General features: G+C 67.5%; 23 protein-coding genes, 5 tRNA genes and 2 pseudogenes. 20 read left to right on the top strand and 10 right to left on the bottom strand.

Annotation, left to right across the window (positions count from 1 at the left end):
• Window positions 1–160 precede the first annotated feature (160 nt).
• From AB0L00_RS44675 to AB0L00_RS44660, 4 genes are all read left to right on the top strand, one after another.
• Complete coding sequence (locus AB0L00_RS44675) at window positions 161–313, top strand: nitroreductase/quinone reductase family protein (protein ID WP_364444138.1); 153 nt, start codon at window positions 161–163, stop codon at window positions 311–313.
• 308 nt (window positions 314–621) lie between these two features.
• Window positions 622–1,266 (top strand): hypothetical protein, encoded by a 645-nt coding sequence (locus AB0L00_RS44670; protein ID WP_364444131.1) that lies wholly within the window; start codon window positions 622–624, stop codon window positions 1,264–1,266.
• Between the two features lie 151 nt (window positions 1,267–1,417).
• Window positions 1,418–1,675, top strand: a complete 258-nt coding sequence (locus AB0L00_RS44665; RefSeq protein ID WP_364444130.1) for a type II toxin-antitoxin system prevent-host-death family antitoxin — start codon at window positions 1,418–1,420, stop codon at window positions 1,673–1,675.
• Window positions 1,660–2,058, top strand: a complete 399-nt coding sequence (locus AB0L00_RS44660) for a type II toxin-antitoxin system VapC family toxin (protein WP_364444128.1) — start codon at window positions 1,660–1,662, stop codon at window positions 2,056–2,058. Before AB0L00_RS44665 ends, AB0L00_RS44660 begins: the two co-directional genes overlap by 16 nt.
• Before the next feature lie 185 nt (window positions 2,059–2,243).
• On the opposite strand, the gene AB0L00_RS44655 is transcribed toward AB0L00_RS44660, so the two are convergent.
• Window positions 2,244–2,308, bottom strand: a tRNA-Ser gene (locus AB0L00_RS44655).
• Window positions 2,309–2,550: 242 nt separating this feature from the next.
• Here AB0L00_RS44655 and AB0L00_RS44650 point away from each other — a divergent pair.
• Window positions 2,551–2,709 (top strand): hypothetical protein, encoded by a 159-nt coding sequence (locus AB0L00_RS44650; RefSeq protein WP_364444126.1) that lies wholly within the window; start codon window positions 2,551–2,553, stop codon window positions 2,707–2,709.
• A 6-nt stretch (window positions 2,710–2,715) separates the two neighbouring features.
• Here the strand turns inward: AB0L00_RS44650 and AB0L00_RS44645 are convergent, their stop codons facing one another.
• Complete coding sequence (locus AB0L00_RS44645) at window positions 2,716–3,726, bottom strand: aldo/keto reductase (RefSeq protein WP_364444124.1); 1,011 nt, start codon at window positions 3,724–3,726, stop codon at window positions 2,716–2,718.
• 208 nt (window positions 3,727–3,934) lie between these two features.
• On the opposite strand from AB0L00_RS44645, the gene AB0L00_RS44640 reads away from it, so the two are divergent.
• A complete protein-coding gene (locus AB0L00_RS44640) occupies window positions 3,935–4,198 on the top strand; it encodes an undecaprenyl-diphosphate phosphatase (RefSeq protein WP_364444121.1) in 264 nt (87 codons plus the stop codon).
• A gap of 157 nt (window positions 4,199–4,355) precedes the next feature.
• Here the strand turns inward: AB0L00_RS44640 and AB0L00_RS44635 are convergent, their stop codons facing one another.
• The gene (locus AB0L00_RS44635) at window positions 4,356–5,234 is read right to left on the bottom strand and encodes a hydantoinase/oxoprolinase family protein (protein ID WP_364444136.1); all 879 of its coding nucleotides are present in this window, start codon (window positions 5,232–5,234) and stop codon (window positions 4,356–4,358) included.
• A 15-nt stretch (window positions 5,235–5,249) separates the two neighbouring features.
• The gene (locus AB0L00_RS44630) at window positions 5,250–5,672 is read right to left on the bottom strand and encodes a hypothetical protein (RefSeq protein WP_364444118.1); all 423 of its coding nucleotides are present in this window, start codon (window positions 5,670–5,672) and stop codon (window positions 5,250–5,252) included.
• Between the two features lie 567 nt (window positions 5,673–6,239).
• Between AB0L00_RS44630 and AB0L00_RS44625 the strand changes: the two are divergent.
• Window positions 6,240–6,891: pseudogene (locus AB0L00_RS44625) on the top strand (transposase); the annotation flags it as partial.
• A 31-nt stretch (window positions 6,892–6,922) separates the two neighbouring features.
• Here AB0L00_RS44625 and AB0L00_RS44620 read toward each other — a convergent pair.
• A pseudogene (locus AB0L00_RS44620) lies at window positions 6,923–7,655 on the bottom strand (helix-turn-helix domain-containing protein).
• Window positions 7,656–7,928: 273 nt separating this feature from the next.
• Between AB0L00_RS44620 and AB0L00_RS44615 the strand changes: the two are divergent.
• The 3 genes from AB0L00_RS44615 (at window position 7,929) to AB0L00_RS44605 (ending at window position 11,166) form a co-directional block, all read left to right on the top strand.
• Window positions 7,929–9,080 (top strand): monooxygenase, encoded by a 1,152-nt coding sequence (locus AB0L00_RS44615; protein WP_364444116.1) that lies wholly within the window; start codon window positions 7,929–7,931, stop codon window positions 9,078–9,080.
• A gap of 334 nt (window positions 9,081–9,414) precedes the next feature.
• Window positions 9,415–10,479: a Rieske 2Fe-2S domain-containing protein gene (locus tag AB0L00_RS44610; protein ID WP_364444133.1), complete on the top strand. Its 1,065-nt coding sequence runs from the start codon at window positions 9,415–9,417 to the stop codon at window positions 10,477–10,479.
• A 195-nt stretch (window positions 10,480–10,674) separates the two neighbouring features.
• The gene (locus AB0L00_RS44605; protein WP_364444114.1) at window positions 10,675–11,166 is read left to right on the top strand and encodes a hypothetical protein; all 492 of its coding nucleotides are present in this window, start codon (window positions 10,675–10,677) and stop codon (window positions 11,164–11,166) included.
• Window positions 11,167–12,203: 1,037 nt separating this feature from the next.
• Here AB0L00_RS44605 and AB0L00_RS44600 read toward each other — a convergent pair.
• The 4 genes from AB0L00_RS44600 to AB0L00_RS44585 form a co-directional block, all read right to left on the bottom strand.
• Window positions 12,204–12,277 (bottom strand) — tRNA-Phe (locus AB0L00_RS44600).
• 24 nt (window positions 12,278–12,301) lie between these two features.
• Window positions 12,302–12,376 (bottom strand) — tRNA-Asp (locus tag AB0L00_RS44595).
• A gap of 38 nt (window positions 12,377–12,414) precedes the next feature.
• Window positions 12,415–12,487: transfer RNA gene (locus AB0L00_RS44590), tRNA-Glu, on the bottom strand.
• Between the two features lie 95 nt (window positions 12,488–12,582).
• Window positions 12,583–14,145, bottom strand: coding sequence for a metallophosphoesterase (locus tag AB0L00_RS44585; protein ID WP_364444112.1), 1,563 nt, complete (start codon window positions 14,143–14,145; stop codon window positions 12,583–12,585).
• 29 nt (window positions 14,146–14,174) lie between these two features.
• On the opposite strand from AB0L00_RS44585, the gene AB0L00_RS44580 reads away from it, so the two are divergent.
• Together AB0L00_RS44580 and AB0L00_RS44575 are read left to right on the top strand one after the other, a co-directional pair.
• Window positions 14,175–14,516 carry a metallopeptidase family protein gene (locus tag AB0L00_RS44580; RefSeq protein WP_364444110.1) on the top strand — a complete coding sequence of 114 codons (342 nt, stop codon included), beginning with the start codon at window positions 14,175–14,177 and terminating at the stop codon, window positions 14,514–14,516.
• Window positions 14,517–14,632: 116 nt separating this feature from the next.
• A complete protein-coding gene (locus tag AB0L00_RS44575) occupies window positions 14,633–15,898 on the top strand; it encodes an MFS transporter (protein WP_364444107.1) in 1,266 nt (421 codons plus the stop codon).
• Between the two features lie 11 nt (window positions 15,899–15,909).
• Here AB0L00_RS44575 and AB0L00_RS44570 read toward each other — a convergent pair whose 3' ends face one another.
• Complete coding sequence (locus AB0L00_RS44570; protein WP_345367249.1) at window positions 15,910–16,185, bottom strand: PspC domain-containing protein; 276 nt, start codon at window positions 16,183–16,185, stop codon at window positions 15,910–15,912.
• A gap of 161 nt (window positions 16,186–16,346) precedes the next feature.
• Between AB0L00_RS44570 and AB0L00_RS44565 the strand changes: the two genes are divergently transcribed.
• The 8 genes from AB0L00_RS44565 to AB0L00_RS44530 form a co-directional block, all read left to right on the top strand.
• Window positions 16,347–17,498, top strand: a complete 1,152-nt coding sequence (locus tag AB0L00_RS44565; RefSeq protein ID WP_364444105.1) for an acyl-CoA dehydrogenase family protein — start codon at window positions 16,347–16,349, stop codon at window positions 17,496–17,498.
• Window positions 17,499–17,991: 493 nt separating this feature from the next.
• A tRNA-Lys gene (locus AB0L00_RS44560) sits at window positions 17,992–18,066 on the top strand.
• Between the two features lie 274 nt (window positions 18,067–18,340).
• Window positions 18,341–18,562 carry a hypothetical protein gene (locus AB0L00_RS44555; protein WP_364444103.1) on the top strand — a complete coding sequence of 74 codons (222 nt, stop codon included), beginning with the start codon at window positions 18,341–18,343 and terminating at the stop codon, window positions 18,560–18,562.
• A gap of 200 nt (window positions 18,563–18,762) precedes the next feature.
• A complete protein-coding gene (locus AB0L00_RS44550) occupies window positions 18,763–19,503 on the top strand; it encodes an ABC transporter ATP-binding protein (RefSeq protein ID WP_364444100.1) in 741 nt (246 codons plus the stop codon).
• Between the two features lie 288 nt (window positions 19,504–19,791).
• Window positions 19,792–20,400 (top strand): RNA polymerase sigma factor, encoded by a 609-nt coding sequence (locus tag AB0L00_RS44545; RefSeq protein ID WP_364444098.1) that lies wholly within the window; start codon window positions 19,792–19,794, stop codon window positions 20,398–20,400.
• Complete coding sequence (locus AB0L00_RS44540) at window positions 20,397–21,494, top strand: CU044_5270 family protein (protein WP_364444095.1); 1,098 nt, start codon at window positions 20,397–20,399, stop codon at window positions 21,492–21,494. The genes AB0L00_RS44545 and AB0L00_RS44540 overlap by 4 nt, the downstream gene beginning before the upstream one ends.
• A gap of 144 nt (window positions 21,495–21,638) precedes the next feature.
• Window positions 21,639–22,778: an Ig-like domain-containing protein gene (locus AB0L00_RS44535; protein ID WP_364444093.1), complete on the top strand. Its 1,140-nt coding sequence runs from the start codon at window positions 21,639–21,641 to the stop codon at window positions 22,776–22,778.
• Window positions 22,779–23,015: 237 nt separating this feature from the next.
• Window positions 23,016–23,231, top strand: a 216-nt coding sequence (locus AB0L00_RS44530; RefSeq protein ID WP_364444091.1) for a helix-turn-helix domain-containing protein, incomplete at its 3' end; no start/stop codon positions are given.

The following is a 23,231-nucleotide window of genomic DNA, read 5'->3' as shown; positions in this document are numbered from 1 at the left end:
ACAAACCGACGAATGGACCGAAGCCCGCCGCTACATGGGCCTGGAATTCCTCGCCAAAGCACGGCTACGCCTGGTCGCCGGCGAAACGCCGGACGAGAACCCGGCCCCGCAAGCGATCACCGCTTAACCTGCAGAAACAGGATCACGCGAAGGCTGGCTCATACACCACCCGCGTGGACGTGACCAGGAGAAGTCCGACGTATGGCCAAGCCTGGTGAAAATCTTCGCGCCCTACGACGCCTATCAGCGCAAGACCTCCCGTGACATCCCGGTGGTGCGACTACACCCCACGGACGAGCGAGGGATCAAGTAGCGCGGACACCGAAGGTCAGCCGGACAGTGCTGAAGTCGGTCGAGTCCGTCCTTTCTCGGCGTGCCGCACGGACTGAACGCCCTGGTTGAGGGTGCTCGTCGGTCCGATGACGGGGACGGCGACGAGGTGGGCTGGCCCAGATCGGCTAATGGGGCGGCCTGGTTGGGGCCGCTGGATACACCGCTCGCGTTCCGTAACGGCGAACGGGTCCCAACCAATCGCCAAAGCCAATATGCACTACTGGTCAGGCCCAGCCACAACGTGAGAAGGCTTCCGTGCACTCAAACAGACACGATAGTCTTTTTGGAATGACTGATCTTGCGCATGTGGTCGTCAGCGGGGCCCTCAGGGGTGGTCTTATCGCCCTGGCCGGTGCCCTCGGTGTCTGGTTCAGGGCCAGCAGGGCGAAGAAGCGGGAGGAGAAGCAGAAAGTCCAATCCCGAGGAGAGCAGCCGGACGGCGGGGGATGGCATCCGGGCCCGGGTGGGCCACCCGGTCCGGGCGGCCCCGGTTACCTGCCCGGCCCGCGACCGCCCGTCCCGCCCCAGCCCGTCCCGCTGCTGCTGATCGGCGGTGCCGGCGCTGCCCTGATACTCCTCGCCGTCGTGCTGGTGACCGCGCTGGTCTGGCCCGGCTGGCTTGTCCGCAACCCCGGCCCGGGAAAGGACAGCGCGATCTCGACCGCGACCACGCTCGCGGACGGGATCCAATCCCGGGACGCCGTCATCCTGCACGCCGTCACCTGTCCCGACGCTGATCCGTACGTGACGGACTTCCAACAGCGGGTCTTGCACCAGTACTACCTCGCCAACGTCGAGGGCAGGCCAACGGTCAACGGCACGAAGGCCCAGGCGAAACTGTCCTTGGAGAACGATGGACAGACCAGCATCTGGATCGTCGAACTCGCCCCCCGCAGCGCCCGCGCATGGTGCGTCGCAGGCATTCACCTGTGATGTGCGCCAGCGTCGCGGCGGCTAGGAGCGAGATAGCGGCGCTACGGCACGCATGCTCCACTCGTACATGCGGTGATCGCGATTGAGTGCGATCCCTCGCAGAGTGCGCTGGTCCAGCAGGAAAAATCTGATAATCAGATATGCTGGTCTCATGAGGACCATGACCGCTACCGAAGCCTCCCGGAGGTTTTCTGACCTCCTTGACGCCATCGAGCGCGGCGAAACCATCACCATCACCCGGGGCAATCGCCCGGTCGCGGAGATCGGTCCCGCGCACCGCCGTACGGGCGCTGACCTGCGGGCAGCGCTGGACGGTATCGAGCCGCCGGATGACCGGTTCGCTGAGGACATCAACAGTGCTCTGGGCCTGCTCACGACGGAGGAGCGGGACCCGTGGGCCGACGCCTGATCCTCGACACCAACATCCTGATCGCGTACGAACGGAACACCATCGACAGGGCCGCCCTCGACGATGATGACCTGGCCGTCGCGGCCGTGACGATCGCCGAATACCGCGTCGGCATAGAACTGGCCGACACCGCCGCGCGTGCCGCCGATCGCTCCCGTGCACTCGCCGCGATCACCTCGGTGGTCGAGGTACTCGACTACACCGACACCACGGCTGCCCATCACGCCCGCCTGATAGGGCACGTCCGCCGCGTCGGCACCCCCCGGGGAGCACACGACTTGATCATCGCGGCGCACGCGGCAGAGACCGGCCGGACCATCCTGTCCCGTGATGCCAAGGCACGCTTCGCCGATCTTCCCTCGGTGATCGCAGCCGAAGCCTGAAGCGTTCGCCACGTTCGGTATTGGGCATGGCACGCCACCGGATCTGTTGCCCTCCGGGCCGCCGCTAAGGGTTGTGTCGCGCGCTGACCGTGATGCGAAGGGCGGACGGTCGTCCGTTGTCGCGGTTGCCGTCACAAGAAAGCCCCGAGACGTGATGTCTCGGGGCTGTTCCCGCAGGTCACTAATGGTGGGCAGGGGCGGGGTCGAACCGCCGACCTTCCGCTTTTCAGGAGTAACAACCGCCCTGCTCGCGGTGCCTGTCCCGAGGTAGAGGGTGCCGGGCGTGTGCCTGCGGCAGGCATCGGTTGCTGTCGTTGCTGTCACCGCTGCTGTCACTCGCTAGAGCCGGAGCGCCCCCGCCGGAGGCATCAGAGAGATCCCATCGGGGTGTGGTTGCGGTGATGTCATGTTGACCGATCTGCGTGATGTGGTGATCCCCGGTCATGGGGTGATGCTGGCCGGTTCCGTGCCCACGGGCACGTTCCGCTGCGCGTGGCTCTGCTGCTGGCCGCGGTGGCGGGCATCCTGCTCACCGCGTTGGCGGGCAGCGCGCGGATCATGCAGTTGCGCGCGACCGCCCGCAAGCACCGCCGGGCCGACCACAGGGCTGTGAAGGCCGAGGCCAAGGACTCGTCGAAGGCTCGGCGGTAGCCCGGACTACCGGGAGCCCGCCACAGGGCGCGACTTGTAGAAGGACTCCTCCAGGTAGGCGGCCTCGTGCGGCTGGTAGGGCTCCTCCAAGTAGGCGGCCTCGTCTTCATCGAGTTCGACGTCCACGGCGGCGACCGCGTCGGCCAGCTGGGCCGGCTTGGTGACCCCGACGATGGGCGAGGTCACCACCGGGTTGCGCATGACCCAGGCCAGGGCGACCTGGGCCGGGGACAGACCCCGCTTGCCCGCGATCTCGTGGACGCGCTCGGCCACTGCCTGGTCCTCGTCGCGGTAGAGGATCTTGCCGCCCTCGTCGGTCCCGGCACGCGCCGTGGCGGTGTCCCGGGCCCGCGTCAGCCTGCCCCGCGCCAGCGGGCTCCACGGGATCACGCCGATGCCCTGGTCGGCGCAGAGCGGGAGCATCTCCCGCTCTGCTTCTCGGTGGATGAGGTTGTAGTGGTCCTGCATCGACACGAACCGGGTCCAGCCGTTCAGGTCAGCCAGGTACAGGGCCTTGGTGAACTGCCAGGCGTGCATGGAAGAGGCTCCGATGTAGCGGACCTTCCCGGACTTGACCGCGTCGTGCAGCGCCTCGAGGGTTTCCTCGATCGGGGTGTCATAGTCCCAGCGGTGGATCTGGTACAGGTCGATGTAGTCGGTCCCCAGTCGCTTCAGGGAGGCGTCGAGCTCGGCGAAGATCGCCTTGCGGGACAGCCCGGCGCCGTTCGGGCCGGGGCGCATCCGCATCCAGACCTTGGTGGAGAGAACGACCTCCTCGCGCCGGGTGAAGTCCTTGACCGCCTGGCCGACGATCTCCTCGCTGCTTCCGGCGCTGTACCCATTGGCCGTGTCGAGGAAGTTGACGCCGCTCTCGAGGGCCTGCTTGATGATGTCCCGGCTGGCGTCCGCGCCCAGCGACCAGGGCTCGCCGCCCCGGTCCGGCTCGCCGAAGCTCATGCAGCCGAGGGTGATGGCGGAGACTTCCAGTCCGGTCGTCCCGAGTTTGATGTATCGCATGCTTCGGAACCTAGGAGTTGGAGTGCGCTCTAACGCAAATCATCGCTCGATCACTAAGAGATTCCGCTGGTCCGGGCGGCGGTATCGCGACGCTCGCGACGGCGCCCCTACCCGCGGCATCTCTTAGCCTGACCCGATCACGGCCGGTGGCTTCGTGATGGACCGACTCGTCGCACGGGGATGACCGGCCACACCGCATGCCCGACCTGTGCGACACGGCGCCGCCAGGTTCGCCTTCCTGCTGGCCACCCCCGCCATCCTCGGCGCCGGTGTGCTGAAGCTCCCTGATCGGGCGGGGCCGATGGGAAACGGCATCCATGGACAGGTCCTTGTTGGCAGCCTGCTCTCGTTCATCGGCGCCTATGTCTCGGTACGGTTCCTGATCCGGTACTTCGAGACCCGCACCCTGACTCCATTCGCGATCTACTGCGTCCTCTTCGGCATCGGCAGCCTGGTCTACCTCAACACGTGAAACGAGGCAGGCCGACAGCATCGGAGGCCGGCCACGCCGCTGGGGCGGCGATACGCCGCACGTAGTGCCGCTTCCGCACTGTCACGAGCTTGGTCACCGGCCGACCGGCGCATCCGGATTCTGGGCGCAGCACACTGCGCGAGTTCTAATCGTTCCCTTACCAGGGCCGGGCTCGATTCTCATGGTGTCGTCGCGCCCGGGCCTCCATGTCCGCATACAGGGATGCGACCTTGTCCCAGTCGGCGGATGTCAGTGACGTGGGATATCCGCGGACGTCGTCGACGGCTGGGGCGGCCACCAGGAAGCCGAACGCCGACATGACACCGGCTCCCGCCGGGACGATGATGCGCGGGAGTTTCAGGCGTTTGGCCAGCGCGTAGGCGTGTACGGGCCCCGCGCCTCCGAATGCCGTGAGGGAGTATGCGCGGGGATCCCGGCCCTTTTCCGCAAGCTGCATGCGGGTGGCGGCCGCCATGTTCTCGATGACCAGATCCTGGATGCCGATGGCTGCCGTCTGTGTGTTGACGCCGAGTTGGGCGCCGAGCCGATCGAGGGCGCGCCGTACGTCGGGAAGGGCGAGGCTGAGTTCGCCGCCGAGGAAGTGGTCGGGGTCGAGGTATCCGGCGAGCAGGTCCGAGTCAGTGACGGTCGGTTCCGTGCCGCCGTGTCGGTAAGCGACAGGTCCTGGTACCGAACCGGCGCTGCGCGGGCCGACCTTGAGCAGCCCGAGGTCGTCCACGGCCGCGATCGACCCGCCTCCCGCTCCAATCTCGATCATGTCGACGACCGTCAGCTTGAGCGGCAGCCCCGAGCCCGGTTTGAACTTCTCGAGCTGGCCGGCTTCGAACTCGTGTTTGATGTGCGGACGGCCGTCTTCGACCAGGCATATCTTGGCGGTGGTGCCGCCCATGTCGAAGGAGATGACCCGGGGCTCGTTCGCGGCGGTGGCCAGGAACGCCGCGGCGATGGCGCCTGCGGCGGACCCGGACTCCAGCAGGCGGACGGGGAAGGCTCTGGTCTGGTCGACAGTGGTGATACCCCCGCTGGCGACTTATCCGGTGCTGCTCCGTGTCCCCTTGAGTGCTGCGACAATTACGAGGGCCTCGGCCAGAACGGACACGATGCCGAGCGGCTCGGTCCAGTTCCCCACGTCGTCTTGTAGTTGCGGGAATGCCACGCTACGGGTCGCTATATAGGTCAGAATTCCCAGACCGCAGATGACCGCCGCACCCGAATACAGCGCGGTGGTGTCTCGGCTGAGCGCCGCGGAGCTGATCACCAGACAGATCGCGGTGAACACCATGAACAGCACCCCCATATAGGGAGCCTCGCTCAAATGCGGCTCGATCACTGGAACATGCCCCACTGCCGAGGCGGCCGCCGCACCGGACAGAACCCAACGCCACCTGCTGCGATGCACAGTCGAAATGGCGGTCGGACCGAACATGACGTTGAACCACGCCATCTGGCGCATCAAAGATCACCTTCTCGGCAGGGGGGACCGGACGAGCCGTGCACAGCTACGAGAAAGCCCTTCCGTACGCGTGCACAAGCACTGAGGGCGCGGTGAGTAGCAGTGTCCTGACCCTGTGTCCACCGATCAAGCGGCTGGATGACTTCGCAGTACTTCCACCACCAGCAGCATCGATAACTGTTCGAACTGTAGATGTCGGTTGCTTTCAATTCGCTTACAACGAGAGTCCACAACACTCAGTCGCGGGCGAACACGATCGTGGAACGGTGGCCCGGGAGCGTACGCGCGAATGCACCGACCGGCTCCTGATCTGCGTCGCGTCGGGTGAAGCGGACGCCGGTCCGCGCTGGGGCTGAAGTGGTCGATCCGGAAACTGCGCCAGGCGTCCGGTCGATATCGCGGGCTACCAGGAGGCTTATTCAAAAGCGTCTGCTTGAGTCGGTGGCTTGAGGGCTGTCGGGACTCTCTTTGTCCACAGCCTCCACAGATCTTGGTGGATTACTCGGAAACGCAGACATGACAACGGCCCACACCCTTTGATTTTCGTTGCGATGCGAAAAGACAAGGGGGATGGACCGTTGGATCACCCTTGACCAGGTGGAAGAGGTGGTGGTGGCGACGCTGGAGGAGACACCTGGCGGTGCCACGCACTGGTCGCGGACCTCGATGGCCAAGCGCAGTGGGCTGAGTAAGTCCACGATCGGGCGGATCTGGCGGGATTTCGGGCTCAAGCCGCACCGGACCGGCACCTTCAAGCTGTCCACCGACCCGCTGCTGGTGGAAAAGGTCGTCGACATCGTCGGTCTCTACCACGACCCGCCCGAACCAGCACCGCGCCACCGAGTTCAAGAAGTTCCTGGCCACCATCGACAAGACCGTTCCGGCCGAGCTGGACATCCATCTGATCTGCGACAACTACGGCACCCACAAGACGCCGGCGATCAAAGCGTGGCTGGCCCGCCATCCCCGCTTCCATATGCACTTCACCCCGACCGGATCCTCGTGGATCAACCAGGTCGAACGCTGGTTCGGCTTCCTGAGCGACCAGAAGATCCGGGTCGGCGCCCACAAGAGTGTGCAAGCCCTGGAAGCCGACATCCGCGACTGGATCGCCGACTGGAACGCCCATCCCCGGCCGTTCGTATGGACAAAGTCCGCTGAAGAGATCCTCGAATCCCTAGCGCGATTTTGCCGACGAATTTCAGGCGCAGCACACTAGTGCGGTGACCACGAACGTTCGCCGGGTTTGATCACGCCGCCGTGGAGCGTGGGCGGCCCCAGCGTTGTTGTCGTTCGCTGCGGATGCGGATGCGGATGCGGGCGCGTTCGCGGCGTTGTGCGGCCAAGACGTCGGGGTGGCGGGCGTTGGCGTTACGCCACCGCAGGTGGGCGTGCAGCCTGCGGGCGAGAACCGTGTGGTTGGGATGGTTCGAATCACCCATCACAAAAGTCCGCAACGGCCCGAACTGTGCTTCGATCGGGTTCGCCCGCGAGGCGTAGGTCGGGGTCAGGCACAACTCGACCTTGTTCTTCTTGGCCCACTTGAGGATGGCCGGGGTCTTGTTCGCCGACAGGTTGTCCATGATCACGTAGATCTTGGCGCCGTCGGGGCGCGCGGCCCGGATCGACTTGGCGGATACTCCAGTGCGTGAACGGACGCCCCAGCTTGACCGGACGCGTGGTGGCCGTCTCGACGATGAAATCCACATCATCGTCGCTGATCAGGCGGGGACGGCCTCCCGCCCACTTAGGGTCCAGGCAGGCCAGCCCGCGCTCGTTGAACGCGTGGATCACATCCCGGACGGTGTCTTCATCTGCGGCGACCAGCCGGGCGATCGCCGGCACCGGCGTCCCGGACGCCGACGCCATGATCATCATTGCCCGGCGCACCCGGATCGACTCGCCTCTGCCTCGCCACACGATCTGCTGCAACCGCTGACCTTCCTGATCAGTCACCCGCCGTGCCCGAACTGGCTCTGCCACCCGATGGCCTCACTCCCGTAAGCGATCTGGTCGCTAACGAGACTGAAGCCCTCAAGCCCTGTCATCACGGACGCCAACCGGCGTGTCACCAACCCGGCGAACGTTCGTGGTCACCGCAAACTAGCCGAGCTTCCTCAAGGCCGATGACGATGAAAGCGCACTGTAAGGAATGGATGCGTAGGTTCCACGTACGCAACTCCTAGATATAAGGAAATCATGATAAAACGGGCAACTCGATTGCGGATGCTCGCTTTGGCGGCGGGTGCGGGGGCGATGACGCTGATGGCCGCCGCGTGTGGTTCGAACTCCACGGGTTCCGGATCCGCCTCCACTGCCGGAGGCGGAAGTCAGAACACCAGTTCGATGCACATGACCTCCTCGACGGGACCGGCGCTACCGCTGCGGGCCGGTGAGCGATTCGAGAACCTGACCGTGCCGCAGCCCTACACGCCGTCCGCCCCCAACGGTGGCACCGACGAGTACCGGTGCCTGGTGATCGATCCGCACCTGACCAAGCCGGCGTTCCTGACCGGAGCCCAGTTCGAGCCCGGGAACCCGTCGATCGTGCACCACGCCATCACCTACGCGATCCCACCCCAGGGCGCGGCAGAAGTACACTCCACGGATGCCGCGACACCGGGCCAGGGCTGGACCTGCTTCGGTGGCACCGGCCTGAGCCAGGACGCGTGGGTCGACACCTGGACCCCCAACCACAAAGAGACCCTCCTGAAGCAGGACGTCGGATTCCCCTTGAAGCCCGGCAGCCTGATCGTCCTTCAGATTCACTACAACCTGCTCGCCATCAACGGCCGCGCCGGCGCCTCGGATCAGTCCAGCATTCGGTTGCGACTGACTGACGGCACAGCAGCCACCAAGCCGCTGATGACAGTGCCGTTGCAAGCACCGATCGAACTGCCCTGCGCCAGCGGCGAGTCCGGCCCGCTGTGCGACCGCGCCGCAGCCGTCGCGGACGTCGCCAAGCGCTTCGGCGCCGACCAAGGCTCCACGGAGGCGCACCTGCTGAGCCGATGCAGCAAAGGCAAGCCGGTGCCCGGCAACACCCAGCACTGCGATTACCCGGTACCGCAACCAATGACGGTGTACGCGGGATTGGGACACATGCACCTGCTCGGACGCTCGATCAAGATAGAGCTCAACCCCGGCACCCCCAAAGCCCGTATCCTGCTCGACGTCCCGTCGTTCAACTTCGACAATCAGGCGCTCACGCCGGAGCCCACGCCCGTCGACGTCAAACCCGGAGACAAGCTACGGGTCACCTGCACCCACGACGCCACCCTGCGGCAGAAACTCCCGCAGCTGAGCAAGCTTCCCCCGCGATACGTGGTCTGGGGAGACGGCACCAGCGACGAAATGTGCCTCGGCCTCCTGACCGTCTCAGGCGCAGGTGGTAACTCACTCGGGTAATGGCGGGAAGTGCGGAGAAATCCTCGGTATAAAGCGGCTCCTATACCCGCTTAACCGGGGATTCCTCGCCTAGTCAGACGCCACTGTTCCAGGAGCCCGACTTCCCGCAGCCTTAACGAGAACATCGGCAGGCGCGCCGAAGCCTCGGCGAATGAGCTCACTGAGCGCCCTACGAATACCGCTCCCCTTCGGCCGTCCGCAGGCAAACGATGATGCGCGACTCGTGTCGACTCCCTTCGATGTGCGTAGGCCATTCTGCCAAGGGTGACCCATCTCTTGACTTGACGACGCCGTTACCTGGTTCCCCGACTCTCACATGGAAAGGTTGATCCTCGTGCCGTCATCCTCATCCTCCGCCACCTCGAGCCGCACGGGCCCATTGAGTGGTTTGCCGGCCCGGTTGCGCATAGATTCCCCGCTGCAGTCGCCGGCGTGGGCGCTTCTCCCGCTGCGCGCCTTCCTCGGCGTCACGTTCCTGTACGCCGGTCTTTCCAAGATCTTCGATCCGCACTACCTGGACGATGCCTCACCACTCGGCGTCCACGCCCAGATGCTGCACGCCGCTGCGACATCCCCGATCGGCGCCGTGGTGTCGCTGAGCGCCCACTATTCGACCATCACGGGGCTGGCGATCGCCTTCGGTGAGGTCGCAGCCGGGCTGGGCGCCCTGCTGGGACTGTTCACCCGGGTCGCAGCCCTCGGCGGCGTCGTGCTCGCGCTCAGCTTCTTCCTGACGGTGAGCTGGACCACCCGGCCGTACTACTACGGTGCCGACATCGGTTTCGCCTTCGCATGGAGCCCACTGTTGATAGCCGGCGACGCCGGGATGTTCTCGTTGACGGCCCGGCTGCGCGCGGCGGTACGCCACAAGCTGGATCTGCCCGCGCGGTCAACGCCGCACGAAGACGTGGCTGTAAAGGACGACGTCGAACGGCGCGTCCTCCTGCGGGGCGGCCTGATCGCGGCAACCGTCGCCGCGGTCACCGTCCCCATCGGCAGCGCCCTGGCGCTTGCGCGGCGCTCGACGGGCGCCGCCGTTAGCCACGCCGGCCTGCCGTCGACGTCCACCACGCCAGGTGCCTCGCCGAGCCCAGGGACAGCCGGTGGCGGAACGGTGATCGCTGCCGCGGCCAGCGTCCCCGTCGGGTCATCGAAGAGTTTCACCGCGCCGAACGGCGCCCGCGCCTATCTGCTGCATCCGGCGGCGGACACCTTCATGGCGTTCAACGCCACCTGCACCCATCAGGGCTGCCCGGTCTCCTACGTCGGATCCGGTTTTCATTGCCCTTGTCACGGCTCCACCTTCGACCAGAACGGCCAGGTAACCGGAGGACCGGCGCTCACACCGCTGATCAAGATCCCCGTAAAGGTCGTGGGGGGACAGGTCATAATCGCCTGATCCCCGGCTGGTCCTGGCGCCGTGACCCGGCCACACCGCGCTGTGCCCCTTCGAACTTGGTTGCGGCGTCCTCAGCCAGCCTCAAACGCAGAAGGGCCCTATCGCGGTCACGCTGTCGTCGCAGGTCATCCCCGATCCTCGTGGTAAGGATGCGGAAAGCGCCCGTTTCCTACCGTGTCGTTCATAGACAGGAACATGTGCATCACCGACGACCCGAGCCATGGCACGGCCAGCCCAAGGCCGCGAGACCCCCACGCTCGATCACGCCCGCGATCGGACGTACATCACCCCTGGTTCAATCACAGGCTGACGATTGAAGCGATCCGCTCACATCGCAGAATAGTCGGCGGCTTCCTTGGCATCGCGGCGCTGTGCCTTCCGCCGTGGATCATCTACCTGCACATGACACTCCCCCACCATTACACCGCCACGCATTGGCCTCGTACCTGGATGGTCTTCGACTCGGCCCTCGTCCTGTCCCTGAGCCGGACTGCCTACCTCTCCATATGTGGTCGTTCCACCCGGACACGCTGGTCGACCATCAGTGCAACGCTGTTGCTGTGTGACGCGTGGTTCGACGTGTCGACCGCGACCGCGGCGGACCTGCTTGTCAGCGTGCTGATGGCTCTGCTGCTCGAACTGCCTCTTGCCGCGCTGTTGTACGCGATCAGCGCCGCACAAGGCTGAATCCGGCGTCCGCGCACGCGAGGACCGCATCGTTGGCCGATGTCCCGCACCAATGGTCAAAGAACCGACACAGCGCCTCGCATCCACCCTTAATGTCCGAACCTCAACAAGTACTCAGATCCGTCAGCCGCCGCAGGTAAATGCCCAGCTCAGCGAGTGTGCTCCCCGCGCACGCGGGGATGGTCCCCCGCAGCAGTGGGGCCAGGCTGTCTGGCGCGTGTGCTCCTCGCGCACGCGGAGGTGGTCCCCACCGCAGCGTCGCGGCATCGCTCGCCAAGGCGTGCTCCCCACGCACACGGGGATGGTCCCTTCCGCGGACTCGACGCCAGCATCTCCACGCTGTGCTCCCCGCCGAGAAGGACAGGCAGGGGCTTGTGCTCCCCGCGTATGCGGGGACGCTTCCGGGGACGACGAGCGGTGACGTCACCGAAGGTATACAGCCGGCCGATGCGGGAGGGGGAAGGGCAATCCGCCGTATGGGTTCGGGCATGTGCCAGTGTCGATGTAATTCGACTCGACGGTGTCGATGATTCTCGACTGTATGAGTTTCTACGGTCGGAGTTCGGCTTGGCCAGCGGAGCCGCCGGCACGTACAGGTTTGATCGCGACGTTGGCGATGCTGTTCGACACCCGGCTTGAGCGTCGGTGTGGGCTACTGCTGGTGCGGTGGCTGGCCAGCTGGGCCGGCTGGGGCTTCTGGATGGGTGTCCCGATCTCGGTCGCCGGAGGCCTTGTGTGGGCGCTCGGCGCTCGGCCGATGTGTGAACAACTGATCCGCTGGACCGGCCCGGTGCTCCCTCGGAATGCACGGACCACAGCCGTCCACGCCGAAGACTGGTATCGACCGATCCCCGGAGGTGGACGTTAGGCCGCGCTGACGTGCGCATCGACGCGGCTGGCCGAGCCGCGAACTTGGACACGTATTTGACACAGCCAGCCGCCGACGGCCGTTGATGATCAGTGACAGCCGGACACAACGAAAAAGCGTCCGACCTCGTTCTTGCAGGTCAGACACTTTTTCTTGCTGGTCTTGGCGGTGGGCAGGGGCGGGGTCGAACCGCCGACCTTCCGCTTTTCAGGCGGACGCTCGTACCGACTGAGCTACCTGCCCGCACGGCGCCGAACGGCGCCTCAGCGGTCCTGACGGGATTTGAACCCGCGGCCTCCACCTTGACAGGGTGGCGAGCACTCCTAGCTGCTCCACAGGACCTTGCTGTCTTGCTTTGTAGTACCCCCGGAAGGATACCGTGCCCCCAACGGGATTCGAACCCGCGCTGCCGCCTTGAAAGGGCGGAGTCCTAGGCCGCTAGACGATGGGGACTCCGACGACCTTGGCCGCCGTTGCCCTTGGCGCCTGCCGTCGGGGACTCCGTCAGCATAGGGGACAACCGCCCCAACCACCAAAGTGATTCCCCCTCAACGCGGACGGCCCGCCTCGGACGGCCGGCGCGAGGAGGGTGAGGGGCTGGGTGTCAGCGGCGTCGCGGACGGCGTCTGTGCAGGTGGCGGGCTTATCGGGCGGTCCGGTTTGGGCTCCAGGGTGCGTTCGATCTGGGCGGAGGTGAGACCTAGACCACCCAGTTGGATGTCGTCCCAGCCCTGGAGCCGGTGGCTGGCCCGGTTGAAGTACAGGACCGACATCTCGATCGGGGTGGGCTGTTCGTGCTCCAGGCCGCGCATGCCGGCCCCGCCGGTCGAACCCTGGACGAACAGCCGGCTGCCGCCGGACAGGAGCCGCGTCGACCGCCGGTGGAGGTGGCCGGACAGGATGAGCGGGGCGGTGCCGTCGAACGCCGTGCCCTCGTTCGGATCGTGGGCGAGGACGATGTCGGGGGTCTTGCCGAGGGCGCGCAGCCGCTGGACGGCGGTCTGCCCGTACGCGAGCATCTGCGGCCCGTTGACGTTGTCGTCGCGTGTCGTCTTGTCGGGGGTGAACCTCGGGTCCGGGGTGCCGAAGATCCGCAGGCCGCCGACGTCGGCGATCCGGTCGTCGAGGACGACGGCGTTCTTCTGGCGGCGTACGGCCTTCTCGTTCTCGGTGGAGTCGTGGTTGCCGCGGATGAAGACGTACGGGATCTTGAGCTTGCTGATGCTGTTCGCGAACTTGTCCTCGGCCTTGGTCCCGTGGTCGGTCAGGTCGCCGGTGTCGATGACGACCTGGATGTGGAACTGGTTGACGACCTGGCGGATGACGTTCCAGGCGACCGGGTTCAGGTGGATGTCCGAGACGTGTAGGACGCGGATGGTGGTGGGGTCCGGCTCGTACGTCGGGAGTGTGGACGTCACGTCGTACAGGCGGGACATGTTGCCGACGAGCCGGGCCAGTTGCTCCCGGTAGGCCCCGATGCGCGACACGATCGTCTTGGCGTCGCCAACGACTTGCGGGGCGCTGGCGAGGATGCCGGTGAAGCGGGGCTCGGCGACCGACTCGGGGTTGAACGTCAGGCTGCCGATGAGGCCGATGATGATCAGGCCGTTGAACGCGCTGACGGTCGTCCACACCGTACGGCGCCAGTTGCGGAAGATCAGGAATCCGGCGAGGGCGGCGCAGGCGAGGGCGGCGGCGGTCGCCTTGACCGCCATGACGATGAACGCGTGCCGCACGTCTCCGCCGATCGTGTCGGAGAGACGGTCGAACGCGGAGGGGTTCTCGATGAGGTCGCGGGCGCGGTCGGGACGGAGCCTGGTGACCTGGGCCTCGATCCGTACGGGACCGGCGTGGCTGTCCAGGCGAAGGGTGCCGAGCGGCGGGATGTCGATCACGGTGCCGCCGGACGTCGAAGGGTGGAGGGCGAAGTTCACGTCGGCGGGTCCGACGTCGGTCTGGGCGTGGCCACCGGCCAGGAGGCCGATCCAGCCGGCGACGAGACCGACCGCGATCACCGCCGCGACGCGTCCGGTGAGGCGTACCCGGGGTCGCGCGATGAACCGCCGCAGTTCGTTCCATGCTCGGGTCAACACGTTGGTACGTATGCTCACGACAGCCAGGATCCACGCACAATGGCGACGTGATGGAGGTAACGCGTGAAGAGTTCGAGGACCTGGTGGCCGAGGCGCTCGACACGATCCCGCCCGACCTGACCGACCTGATGAGGAACGTCGTGGTGCTGGTCGAGGACTTCGCGCCGGAGCCGGGACTTCTCGGGCTGTACGAGGGCGTGCCGCTGACCGAACGCGGTGACACGTACGCCGGCTACCTTCCGGACCGCATCACGCTCTATCGGCGGCCGTTGCAGGCGATCTGTCGTACGCGGGATGACCTGGTGAAAGAGGTGCGGACGACGGTGGTGCACGAGATCGCGCACCACTTCGGGATCGACGATGAGCGATTGCACGAACTCGGCTGGTGATCCCGATTGCGCACGTTGGGTCACCTGACCTGAACACAGCGTGAGATAATGCCGGGCAGACCGACCGGCCGCTTGGCCAGTGCGACCGGACGACGTTCACCGGCAGGGGAGCGCGCGTGGGAAGACATCGACGGCCCTTCGATCGTCAGGTCACCTATCACGAGGTTTTCGGCGTCGGTGAGTTCCGCTCGATCTGGCTGGCTCAGACGCTCTCGTACGTCGGCGACCAGCTCGCTCAGATCGCACTCGCGGTGCTCGTCTACAACAACACCCATTCGGCGTTGCGAACCGCCGTCGCGTACGCCCTGACCTACCTCCCGTCGATCATGGGCGGCCCGGTGCTCTCGGTGCTGGCCGACCTGATCCCGCGCCGCCGCGTCATGATCGTGTGCGACGTCGCCCGTACGGGCATCGTGGCGCTGATGGCACTGCACCACACGCCTTTCGCGGTGCTGTGCTTCCTGATCTTCTGGACCGTTCTCCTGGGCGCCCCGTTCACCGCCGCGCGGGCCGCGCTGCTGACCGAGGTGCTGCCCGGCGACATGTACGTCGTCGGCTCGGCGATCAACAACATCACCCACCAGTTCACCCAGATGCTGGGCTTCCTGGTCGGCGGGGCGGTCATCTTCGCGGTCGGGGCGCACCAGGCGCTCGCGGTCGACGCCGCCACGTTCGCGATCTCCGCCGTCATCCTGCTGACCGGCGTACGGGCGCGGCCGGCGCCGCGCCGGGAGAGCCGCAAGCGCCCGTCGCTGTGGACGATCACGCGCGAGGGCGCGCGGCTGGTGTTCCGGGACCGTACGCTGCGGCCCCTGGTGTGCTTCGCGTGGCTCTGCGGGTTCTACGTGCTGCCGGAGGGGCTCGCCGCGCCGTACGCCAAGACGTTCGGCGCGGGTCCGGTGTTCGTGGGTCTGCTGATGTCGGCGATGCCCTGCGGCATGGTGCTCGGCTCGCTGGCGTACAGCCGGTTCGTCCGTCCCGACGACCGTCTGCGGTTCATGGGCTGGATGGCGATGCTGTCCTGCGCGCCGCTGCTGGGGACCGCCCTGCGGCCGCCGCTGTGGGCCGTGATCGTGCTGCTGGCGCTGTCCGGAGTGGGCAGCGCCTACCAGCTGGCGGCGAACGCCGCGTACGTCGCCGCCGTGCCGCCCGACGGGCGCGGTCAGGCGTTCGGGCTGGCGCAGTCGGGCATCCTGGCCAGCCAGGGCGTCGGCATCCTGATCGGTGGGGCGCTGGCCCAGGTGCTGGGCCCCGAGCCCGTCGTCGCCCTCGCGGGGATCGCCGGCCTGTCGGCCGCCACGATGCTCGCGATGTCGTGGACGCGGATCCGGGGAGAGGTGATCGCGTCGAACCAGGAGCGCGCGATGAGCGCCGCGGCCTGACCCGAGGGCCGTCAGACGCCCTTGGTCTGCTTGTTGATCAGGTCCTGGGCGATCGACGTCTCCTTGCCCTCCTCGGGGATGATCAGCGTGCCCGCGACGTACAGCAGGATGCCGGCGCCGCTGGTCAGGACGGTGAGGACGGCCAGCACGATCCGTACGATCGTCGGGTCGACGCCGAAGTAGGCGCCGGCGCCGGAGCAGACTCCGGTGATCATGCGCCCGTCGCGGGTGCGGGTGAGACGGCGCGGGGCGTCGTCGGGACCGGTGTGGGGGGTGTTCTCGTTCATGTCTCGATCGTGCCCGCAGCGGGGTGCGATCGCCATGGGGGCTTGCCCTGACGCGCCCCTGAGAGCCCCCTGAGCGCCGGATCGGCGCCTCGACGTACGCTGTGTGCCTGCGGGGCGCCCCCTCCGCTCTCTCGGTGTCCGTGAGCCCCCTGGGAGGACCGATGGATCTGCTGCGGGTCGACGATCAGCTCACCGACGAGGAGCGCCTGGTCCGCGACACGGCCCGGCGGTACGCCGCCGACCGGATCGAGCCGCACGTCGCCGACTGGTTCGAGGAGGGCGTCTTCCCGGCGGCCGAGCTCGCGCCCGAGCTGGGGGAGCTGGGGTTCCTGGGGATGCACCTGTCGGGGTACGGCTGCCCGGGAGCGGGCGCGGTCGCGTACGGGGTCGCCTGCCGGGAGCTGGAGGCCGCCGACTCGGGGCTGCGCAGCTTCGTGTCCGTCCAGGGTTCGCTGGCCATGTCGGCGATCCACAAGTACGGCTCGGAGGAGCAGAAGCAGGAGTGGCTGCCCCGCATGGCCGCGGGCCGCGCGATCGGCTGCTTCGGCCTGACCGAGCCGGACCACGGCTCCGACCCGGCGAACATGCGCACCCACGCCAAGCGCGAAGGCTCCGACTGGATCCTCAACGGATCCAAGATGTGGATCACGAACGGCTCGATCGCGGACGTGGCCGTCGTCTGGGCCCGTACGGACGACGGCGTCCGCGGGTTCCTGGTGCCGCGCGGCACCCCGGGGTTCACGACCCGGGACGTGCACAAGAAGCTGTCGCTGCGCGCGTCCGTGACCTCGGAGCTGACCCTCGACGACGTACGCCTGCCGGAAGACGCGATGCTGCCCGGTGTCAGGGGGCTCAGGGGCCCGCTCGGCTGCCTGTCGGAGGCGCGGTACGGCATCATCTGGGGCGCGCTCGGGGCCGGCCGTTCCTGCTACGAGACGGCCGTCGAGTACGCCCGTACGCGTGAGCAGTTCGGCAGGCCGATCGGCGGGTTCCAGCTCACCCAGGAGAAGCTCGCCTGGATGGAGGTGGCGCTGGGCCAGGCCGGGCTGGTCGCCCTGCACATCGGGCGGCTCAAGGAGGCCGGGACGGTCACGCCGCAGCAGGTGTCGTTCGGCAAGCTCGCCAACGTACGGGCCGCGCTCGACGTCGCCCGCCAGGCCCGCTCGATCCTCGGCGCGAACGGCGTCACGCTGGAGTACCCGGTGATCCGGCACATGACCAACCTCGAGTCCGTGCTGACGTACGAGGGCACCCAGGAGGTGCACACGCTGGTGCTCGGTGAGGCGATCACAGGCCTGTCCGCCTACCGCTGACCGGCCCCTGCTGCCAAGATCCGGCAAATTGCGGCATATGGCCTGATCACGGGAACGCCGCGCCGGGTTTCACCTGCGCTCCCTTGCGGGAATGTCTGCTCTCGGCGATGGGCTGAGCCGGCTTCCGGGCCGCCTGACCGCGTTCCCGCGGGTGCACGCTTCGGCGTCCGCTCCCACCGGCGGTGACGCGGGCGGGCTTCGGCGACCGGCCTTCGGGCGGCACGCCGAGGAGCTGCGTGCGCACGGCTTCGCGGCCGAGCCGTCGCACGCGCTTCCGGGCGGGCTCAGGGCCGCCCGGATCCGTTCGCCGGTCGCACCGGACGGTCGGTCAGAGCGTGACGGCGAGCAGGCCGACGGCGGCGGTCATGGGGGCTCCTCGTCGGATCATCGGAGGGTCACGGCCACCTTGCCATCCCGTCGTCGCGGAGGTCCTCCACCCGCGAGTATTCGGCGCGCGGGGTGTACGGTGCCTCCGGTACGCTCATGGAGCAGCGGGGCGTTAGCTCAATGGCAGAGCTGTGGACTTTTAATCCATAGGTTCTGGGTTCGAGTCCCAGGCGCCCTACCAGTCCTGACCTGGTGTTTCGCTCGCCCGGGCGGAGCCGTGGTGTTCGTGGTGGGGCCAGGATGAGGCCGATCCGTCCGCCATGTCGCGGCGGTCGGTTTCCCTGTTCGGACCGGTGGTCGTTGGCTGGGCATCGGCCGAGGGTGCGGTCGCCACTCGCACGAGCGTGGGTGGCGCGTTGGTTCTAGGCCGCCTCGTAGCCTTCCGCACCGAGCAGCGGAAGTCGGTAAGTGCATGAGGCCGGCACCCGCTCCGGCCGGCTGCGGAGGAGATCGCCATGCTGCGTGAGCGCGGCGTGGACCTCGACGTCCTGGATGAGGACCGGCCGGTCGACGCCGCGGCCGCGGGCGACTCGCCGCTGAAGGGCAGGTCGGTCGTGATCACCGGCGCGTTCACCGACCCACGCTCGGGCGCGAGGCGGGCGTGCTTTAGCGCGCACCGGGTCGCCGACAAGAGCCCCACCGAACAGGGCTGTACCTGCCCGCCGATGCCGCATTGATCGGGACGACGGCAGCCAGCGATCAGCGGAAACTCATACACCACGTCCGTGGACGTGAACGCTCCGGCGGCGACTATCCACGACGAGCCTTCGTCGTGTCCCCTGCGCGAGCTACACCAAGTGCCCACCGCGAGGTGACGTCCCGAGCCCGATCAGTTCCGTAGCTTCTCACTACCGGGCAGAAGACGAAGGAACATTCGATGATCACGACCGAAACACACGTGGACGCCGCAGTCGAACTCCGTGACGTGGTCCGGGAATACGGCAGCAGACAGGCACGCGTCCGCGCTCTCGACGGCGTCGGTATCGGTTTCGCGCGGGGCACGTGGACTGCCGTGATGGGACCATCCGGCTCGGGCAAGTCCACGCTCCTGCACTGCGCCGCCGGCCTCGAGCGTCCCACCAGCGGCCAGGTGCTGCTCGGCGACCGCGAGCTGACCGCCGCCTCCGAGCGCGAGCTCACCGCGTTGCGGCGTAAGGAAATCGGGTTTGTGTTCCAAAGCTTCAACCTCGTCGGCTCGTTGACCGCCGAGCAGAACGTCGCGCTGCCGCTGCGGCTGGCGGGCCGCAAGGTATCCACGAAGGAGGTGCGTGCGATCCTCGGCGAGGTCGGCCTCGGCGAGCGATTGCGGCACCGACCGCGCGAACTTTCCGGCGGTCAGCAGCAGCGCGTCGCGATCGCCCGTGCCATGATCACGCGGCCATCGGTGTTGTTCGCCGACGAGCCGACCGGCGCGCTGGACTCCCGCTCCGCGCGCACGGTGCTCGGCCTGCTGCGCTCGCTCGTCGACGACTCCGGGCAGACCATCGTGATGGTCACCCACGACCCCGCGGCGGCGGCCCGCGCCGATTCGGTGCTGTTCCTGTCCGACGGGCGCATCGTCGACCACCTGACCCGTCCGTCCACACGCCAGGTCGCCGACCGGCTCAACTTAACCTGACCCATCCCGAACGGAACAGGCCAGGCAGACGGGCCGTACGGAGCGGAAACTCACATACCAGCTGATCGAACGCGCCCGGCGGGCCCGCTGCACCGCCCTGGCCATTTCCCGCATGGATGGCTTGCCGAAACCGCGCTGTGATTCATAAATGCCCTCCCGGACCGATCCCGCAACTCCTGTCGATGAAGAGGGCCCCGCGCGCCAGGCGGGCGGGGCCCCGATGGCGTGAAGGGTCGCCCGGCTTCCGGTTGAGAACAAGGCGAACCATCCCCCATCAGAGGACCTCACATGAACGTGAGCCACGCACCGGATGCCGCGGCGGCCCCGCTCGGCGACGCGGCGGTGATCGCAGAGTCGTGGCATGAGCCTGAGTTGTTCGCCGAGATCTTCCATCGGCACTTCGCCGAGATCCATCGTTACGTGACCCGCCGGCTCGGTCCGGACGCCGCGGACGACATCGCCGCCGAGACGTTCCTCGCGGCGTTCCGCCGGCGCGAACGGTTCGATCCCGAACGCGGCGCCGTACAGCCGTGGCTGTACGGCATCGCGACGAACCTGATCGGCTTGCACCGGCGGGCGGAGAAGCGGTTCTACCGGGCGCTCGCCAGGACACCCGCGGACGATGTGACGTACGGCCACGACGATCGGGTCACCGCGCGGGTGACCGCGGGTCGTGTGGGGGCCGAACTCGCGGAGGCGCTGGCCGGGCTGTCCGCCGGCGACCGGGATGTGCTCCTGCTCGTGGCGCTCGCCGACTTCACTTACGAGCAGGTGGCACAGGCGCTCGGCCTGAAGTACGGCACCGTGGCGTCACGGCTGAACCGGGCTCGAAGAAAACTGCGTGAGGCGCTGGGCGGGGTCGACCCCACACTGATCAACGAGGAGTCGTCGTCATGAACGAGGTGGACCTGGTCCGCGGGCTGCTTCGCGAGCCGCCTCCCCCGTCGCCCCGGACCACCGAACAGGCGCTGCGCCGCCTGAAGAAGGACATCACCGGACCTCGCCGCCGTACGTCCCGGCCAGGCCGCCGGTGGTTCGCGGTCGGCCTCGCCGCCGCCGGTACGGCCGCCGCCGTGGCGGTCGCGGCCACCGTCACCGGCGACTCGGACGCTCCGGTCCCGCCCCGCTCGTCCCGGCCCGTCCAGCTCTCCGCCCAGGAGATCCTCCTCAGCGCCGCGAGTTCGACCGCGAAGGCGCCCGTGACGAGCGGCGGCTACTGGCTGACCAGCGAGCAACAGGGCACTGCCGTGGTCGTCGGACGGCCGTCCGACCGCTACGTCATCGAGAGCCGGATGCTGCTGAAGCAGTGGGTCGGGATCGGGCGGCGGCCGTCCTGGCAGGCCACCCGCGAGCTCGGCGCGCGTCCCCAGGGCGAGGCCGACCGGGCCGCATGGCGGAGGGCCGGATCACCCACGCGATGGACCTTCCCCCCGCCGTTCACCCCTTGGACGAGTGGCGCCTCGCGGTGGAAGACCGAACGGCTACCTGTCCAGTTGACCTTCACCGCCGGCTCCGTCCAGGACGTACAGCGGCTACCGGATGATCCTGCCCAGCTCCGTACGTACTTCATGAAGAGGAAGAACGACTCCGAAGGGGATAGCTCCCCCACCGAGTGGCTTTTCTCCAGCGCGTACGACGTCCTCCTGTCCGAACCGGCCTCAGCAAAGGTACGAGCCGCGGCGTACCGGATACTGGCCGAGCTTCCCGGCGTCCGGAGCGTGGGCCGCACGACGGACCCGCTCGGCCGCCCGGGCGTGGCCGTCGCCCTCGGCGACGGTGCTCCGAGCGACCAACCGTCGACGGAGGACCGCATCGTCGTCGATCCCGCGACGGGCGCCCTCCTCGCCGAGGAGACGGTGCTGGTCCGACCGGCGACCGGGCGGGCGGTGTCCCGTCTCCCATCCGATCTGGCGGTGGAGTCGGCGCGCCCGGGCACGATCCTGAACTACCGCGCGCTCCTTACGGCCACATGGACCGACACCGCCCCCTGAGCCGACGCTCGCCGGGTACGGGACGACCGCCCGCGCCCGGCGAGCCGGAGTCCGGGCTCTTGCCGGCGGCCGGCTCAGACCGCCTGGCTCTGAACGCCCCTGACCTTCTACTTGAGTTCGTAGCACACCCTGGAGTCCCCTCGAATGAAGCTCACTCATCTGGCTGCGGCGGTGGCCTTGGTCGCCGTGGCGGGTTGTTCGGTCGGCGCGGCCGACACCAACGGCCGTAATGGCACCTCCGCGCCGGACGCGACGGTGCGGATCAGTGCCGCGGGCAACGGTGTCCGCCCGGACCAGGGCGTCACGGTCACCGTGTCCGGCGGCACGCTGGAGACGGTCACCGGCGTCGCCGGCGCGTTCAACGCCGACCGCACCTCCTGGAAATCCACCTGGACTTTGAAGCCCGGCATGTCCTACAAGGTGACCGCCACGGCGAAGAACCAAAGGGGCAAGGTCACCACGGTCACCGGTGTGTTCCGTACGGCCACGGCCAAGCAGACCCTCGGGATCGCGGACGTGACGCCGATGCCGGGGGAGAAGGTCGGTGTCGGGATGCCGATCATCGTCGATTTCACCGGCCCGGTCGCCAATCGGGCGAATGTCGAGAAGGCGTTGGAGGTCAAGAGCGGCAAGGGCGACGAAGGCGCCTGGAGCTGGGTCACGGACCGGCGGGTGGTGTACCGGACCAGGAAGTACTGGCACGCCCACCAGAAGATCTCCTTCACCGCGCACCTGGCCGGTGTGCGGGCCGCCCGCGACACCTACGGAGTCCGTGACGTCTCCCGGTCCTTCAGCATCGGCGACTCCAACGTCACCGTGGCGGACGCCAAGACCCACTACATGACGGTGAACCACGACGGCACGGTGCACAAATTCCCGATCAGCACCGGGAAGGGCGACCTGCGCTCCACCATCACGACCAACGGGATCCACCTTACGAGGGAGAAGGCCCAGGTCGTGACCATGACGGCGACGTGTCACGGCCGGCCCGGCTGCGATGACTACCAGGAGAAGGTCCACCTGGCGGTGCGGATCACCGTGGGCGGGGAGTACGTGCACCAGAGCGTCGGTGAGTACCAGTACCTCGGCGTGCAGAACGAGAGCCACGGCTGCGTCCGCACGAGCCCCGAAGGCGCCAAGTACTTCTACGACATCTCCCAGCGCGGCGACATCGTCGACGTGACCGGCACGACCCGCCCGTTCGCCGACGAGCCCTACGCCGACGACTGGAAGTACTGGACGACCTCCTGGAACCGGTGGCTAGCCGGCAGCGCCCTGCACTGACACCGCCGCCTATCGACACCCGCTCCGATCACTTCTAGGGGCTCCCACTCGCCGGGATGGGTTCATCTTCGAGGCTGTCACCTGAGCAGGGATTTGTTCCTGCTCAGGTGACAGCCTCGGATCGCGAGGAGCAGGCCCGAAGGGCCAGGCCGGCGTGTCACACCCGGCGAACGTATGTGGTCACCGCACTAGTGTGCTGCGCCTGAAATTCGTCGGCTAAGTTTGTATCCTGTTGGTATGTCGTCTCCAGGTCCGTCTGCGGTCGAGATCGAGCTGACCGAGGCCGAGCGTGCCCGGCTGGCCGGTGTGTCGGTGGAGTCCTCCAGGGTGGCCATCCGAGCCAGGATCGTGCTGGCGTGTGCCGAGCCTGGAGCCAGTAACGCGCAGGTCGCGCGGGATCTGGGGGTCTCGGTGGCGACGGTGCGCAGGTGGCGGGCGGCGTTCGCCCGGGGT

The organism is Actinoallomurus sp. NPDC052308 (assembly GCF_040679195.1).
In the GTDB taxonomy this organism is placed as follows: domain Bacteria; phylum Actinomycetota; class Actinomycetes; order Streptosporangiales; family Streptosporangiaceae; genus Actinoallomurus; species Actinoallomurus liliacearum.
Note: the sequence above shows the minus strand (reverse complement) of the source record. Positions and strands in the feature narration are given on the sequence as shown.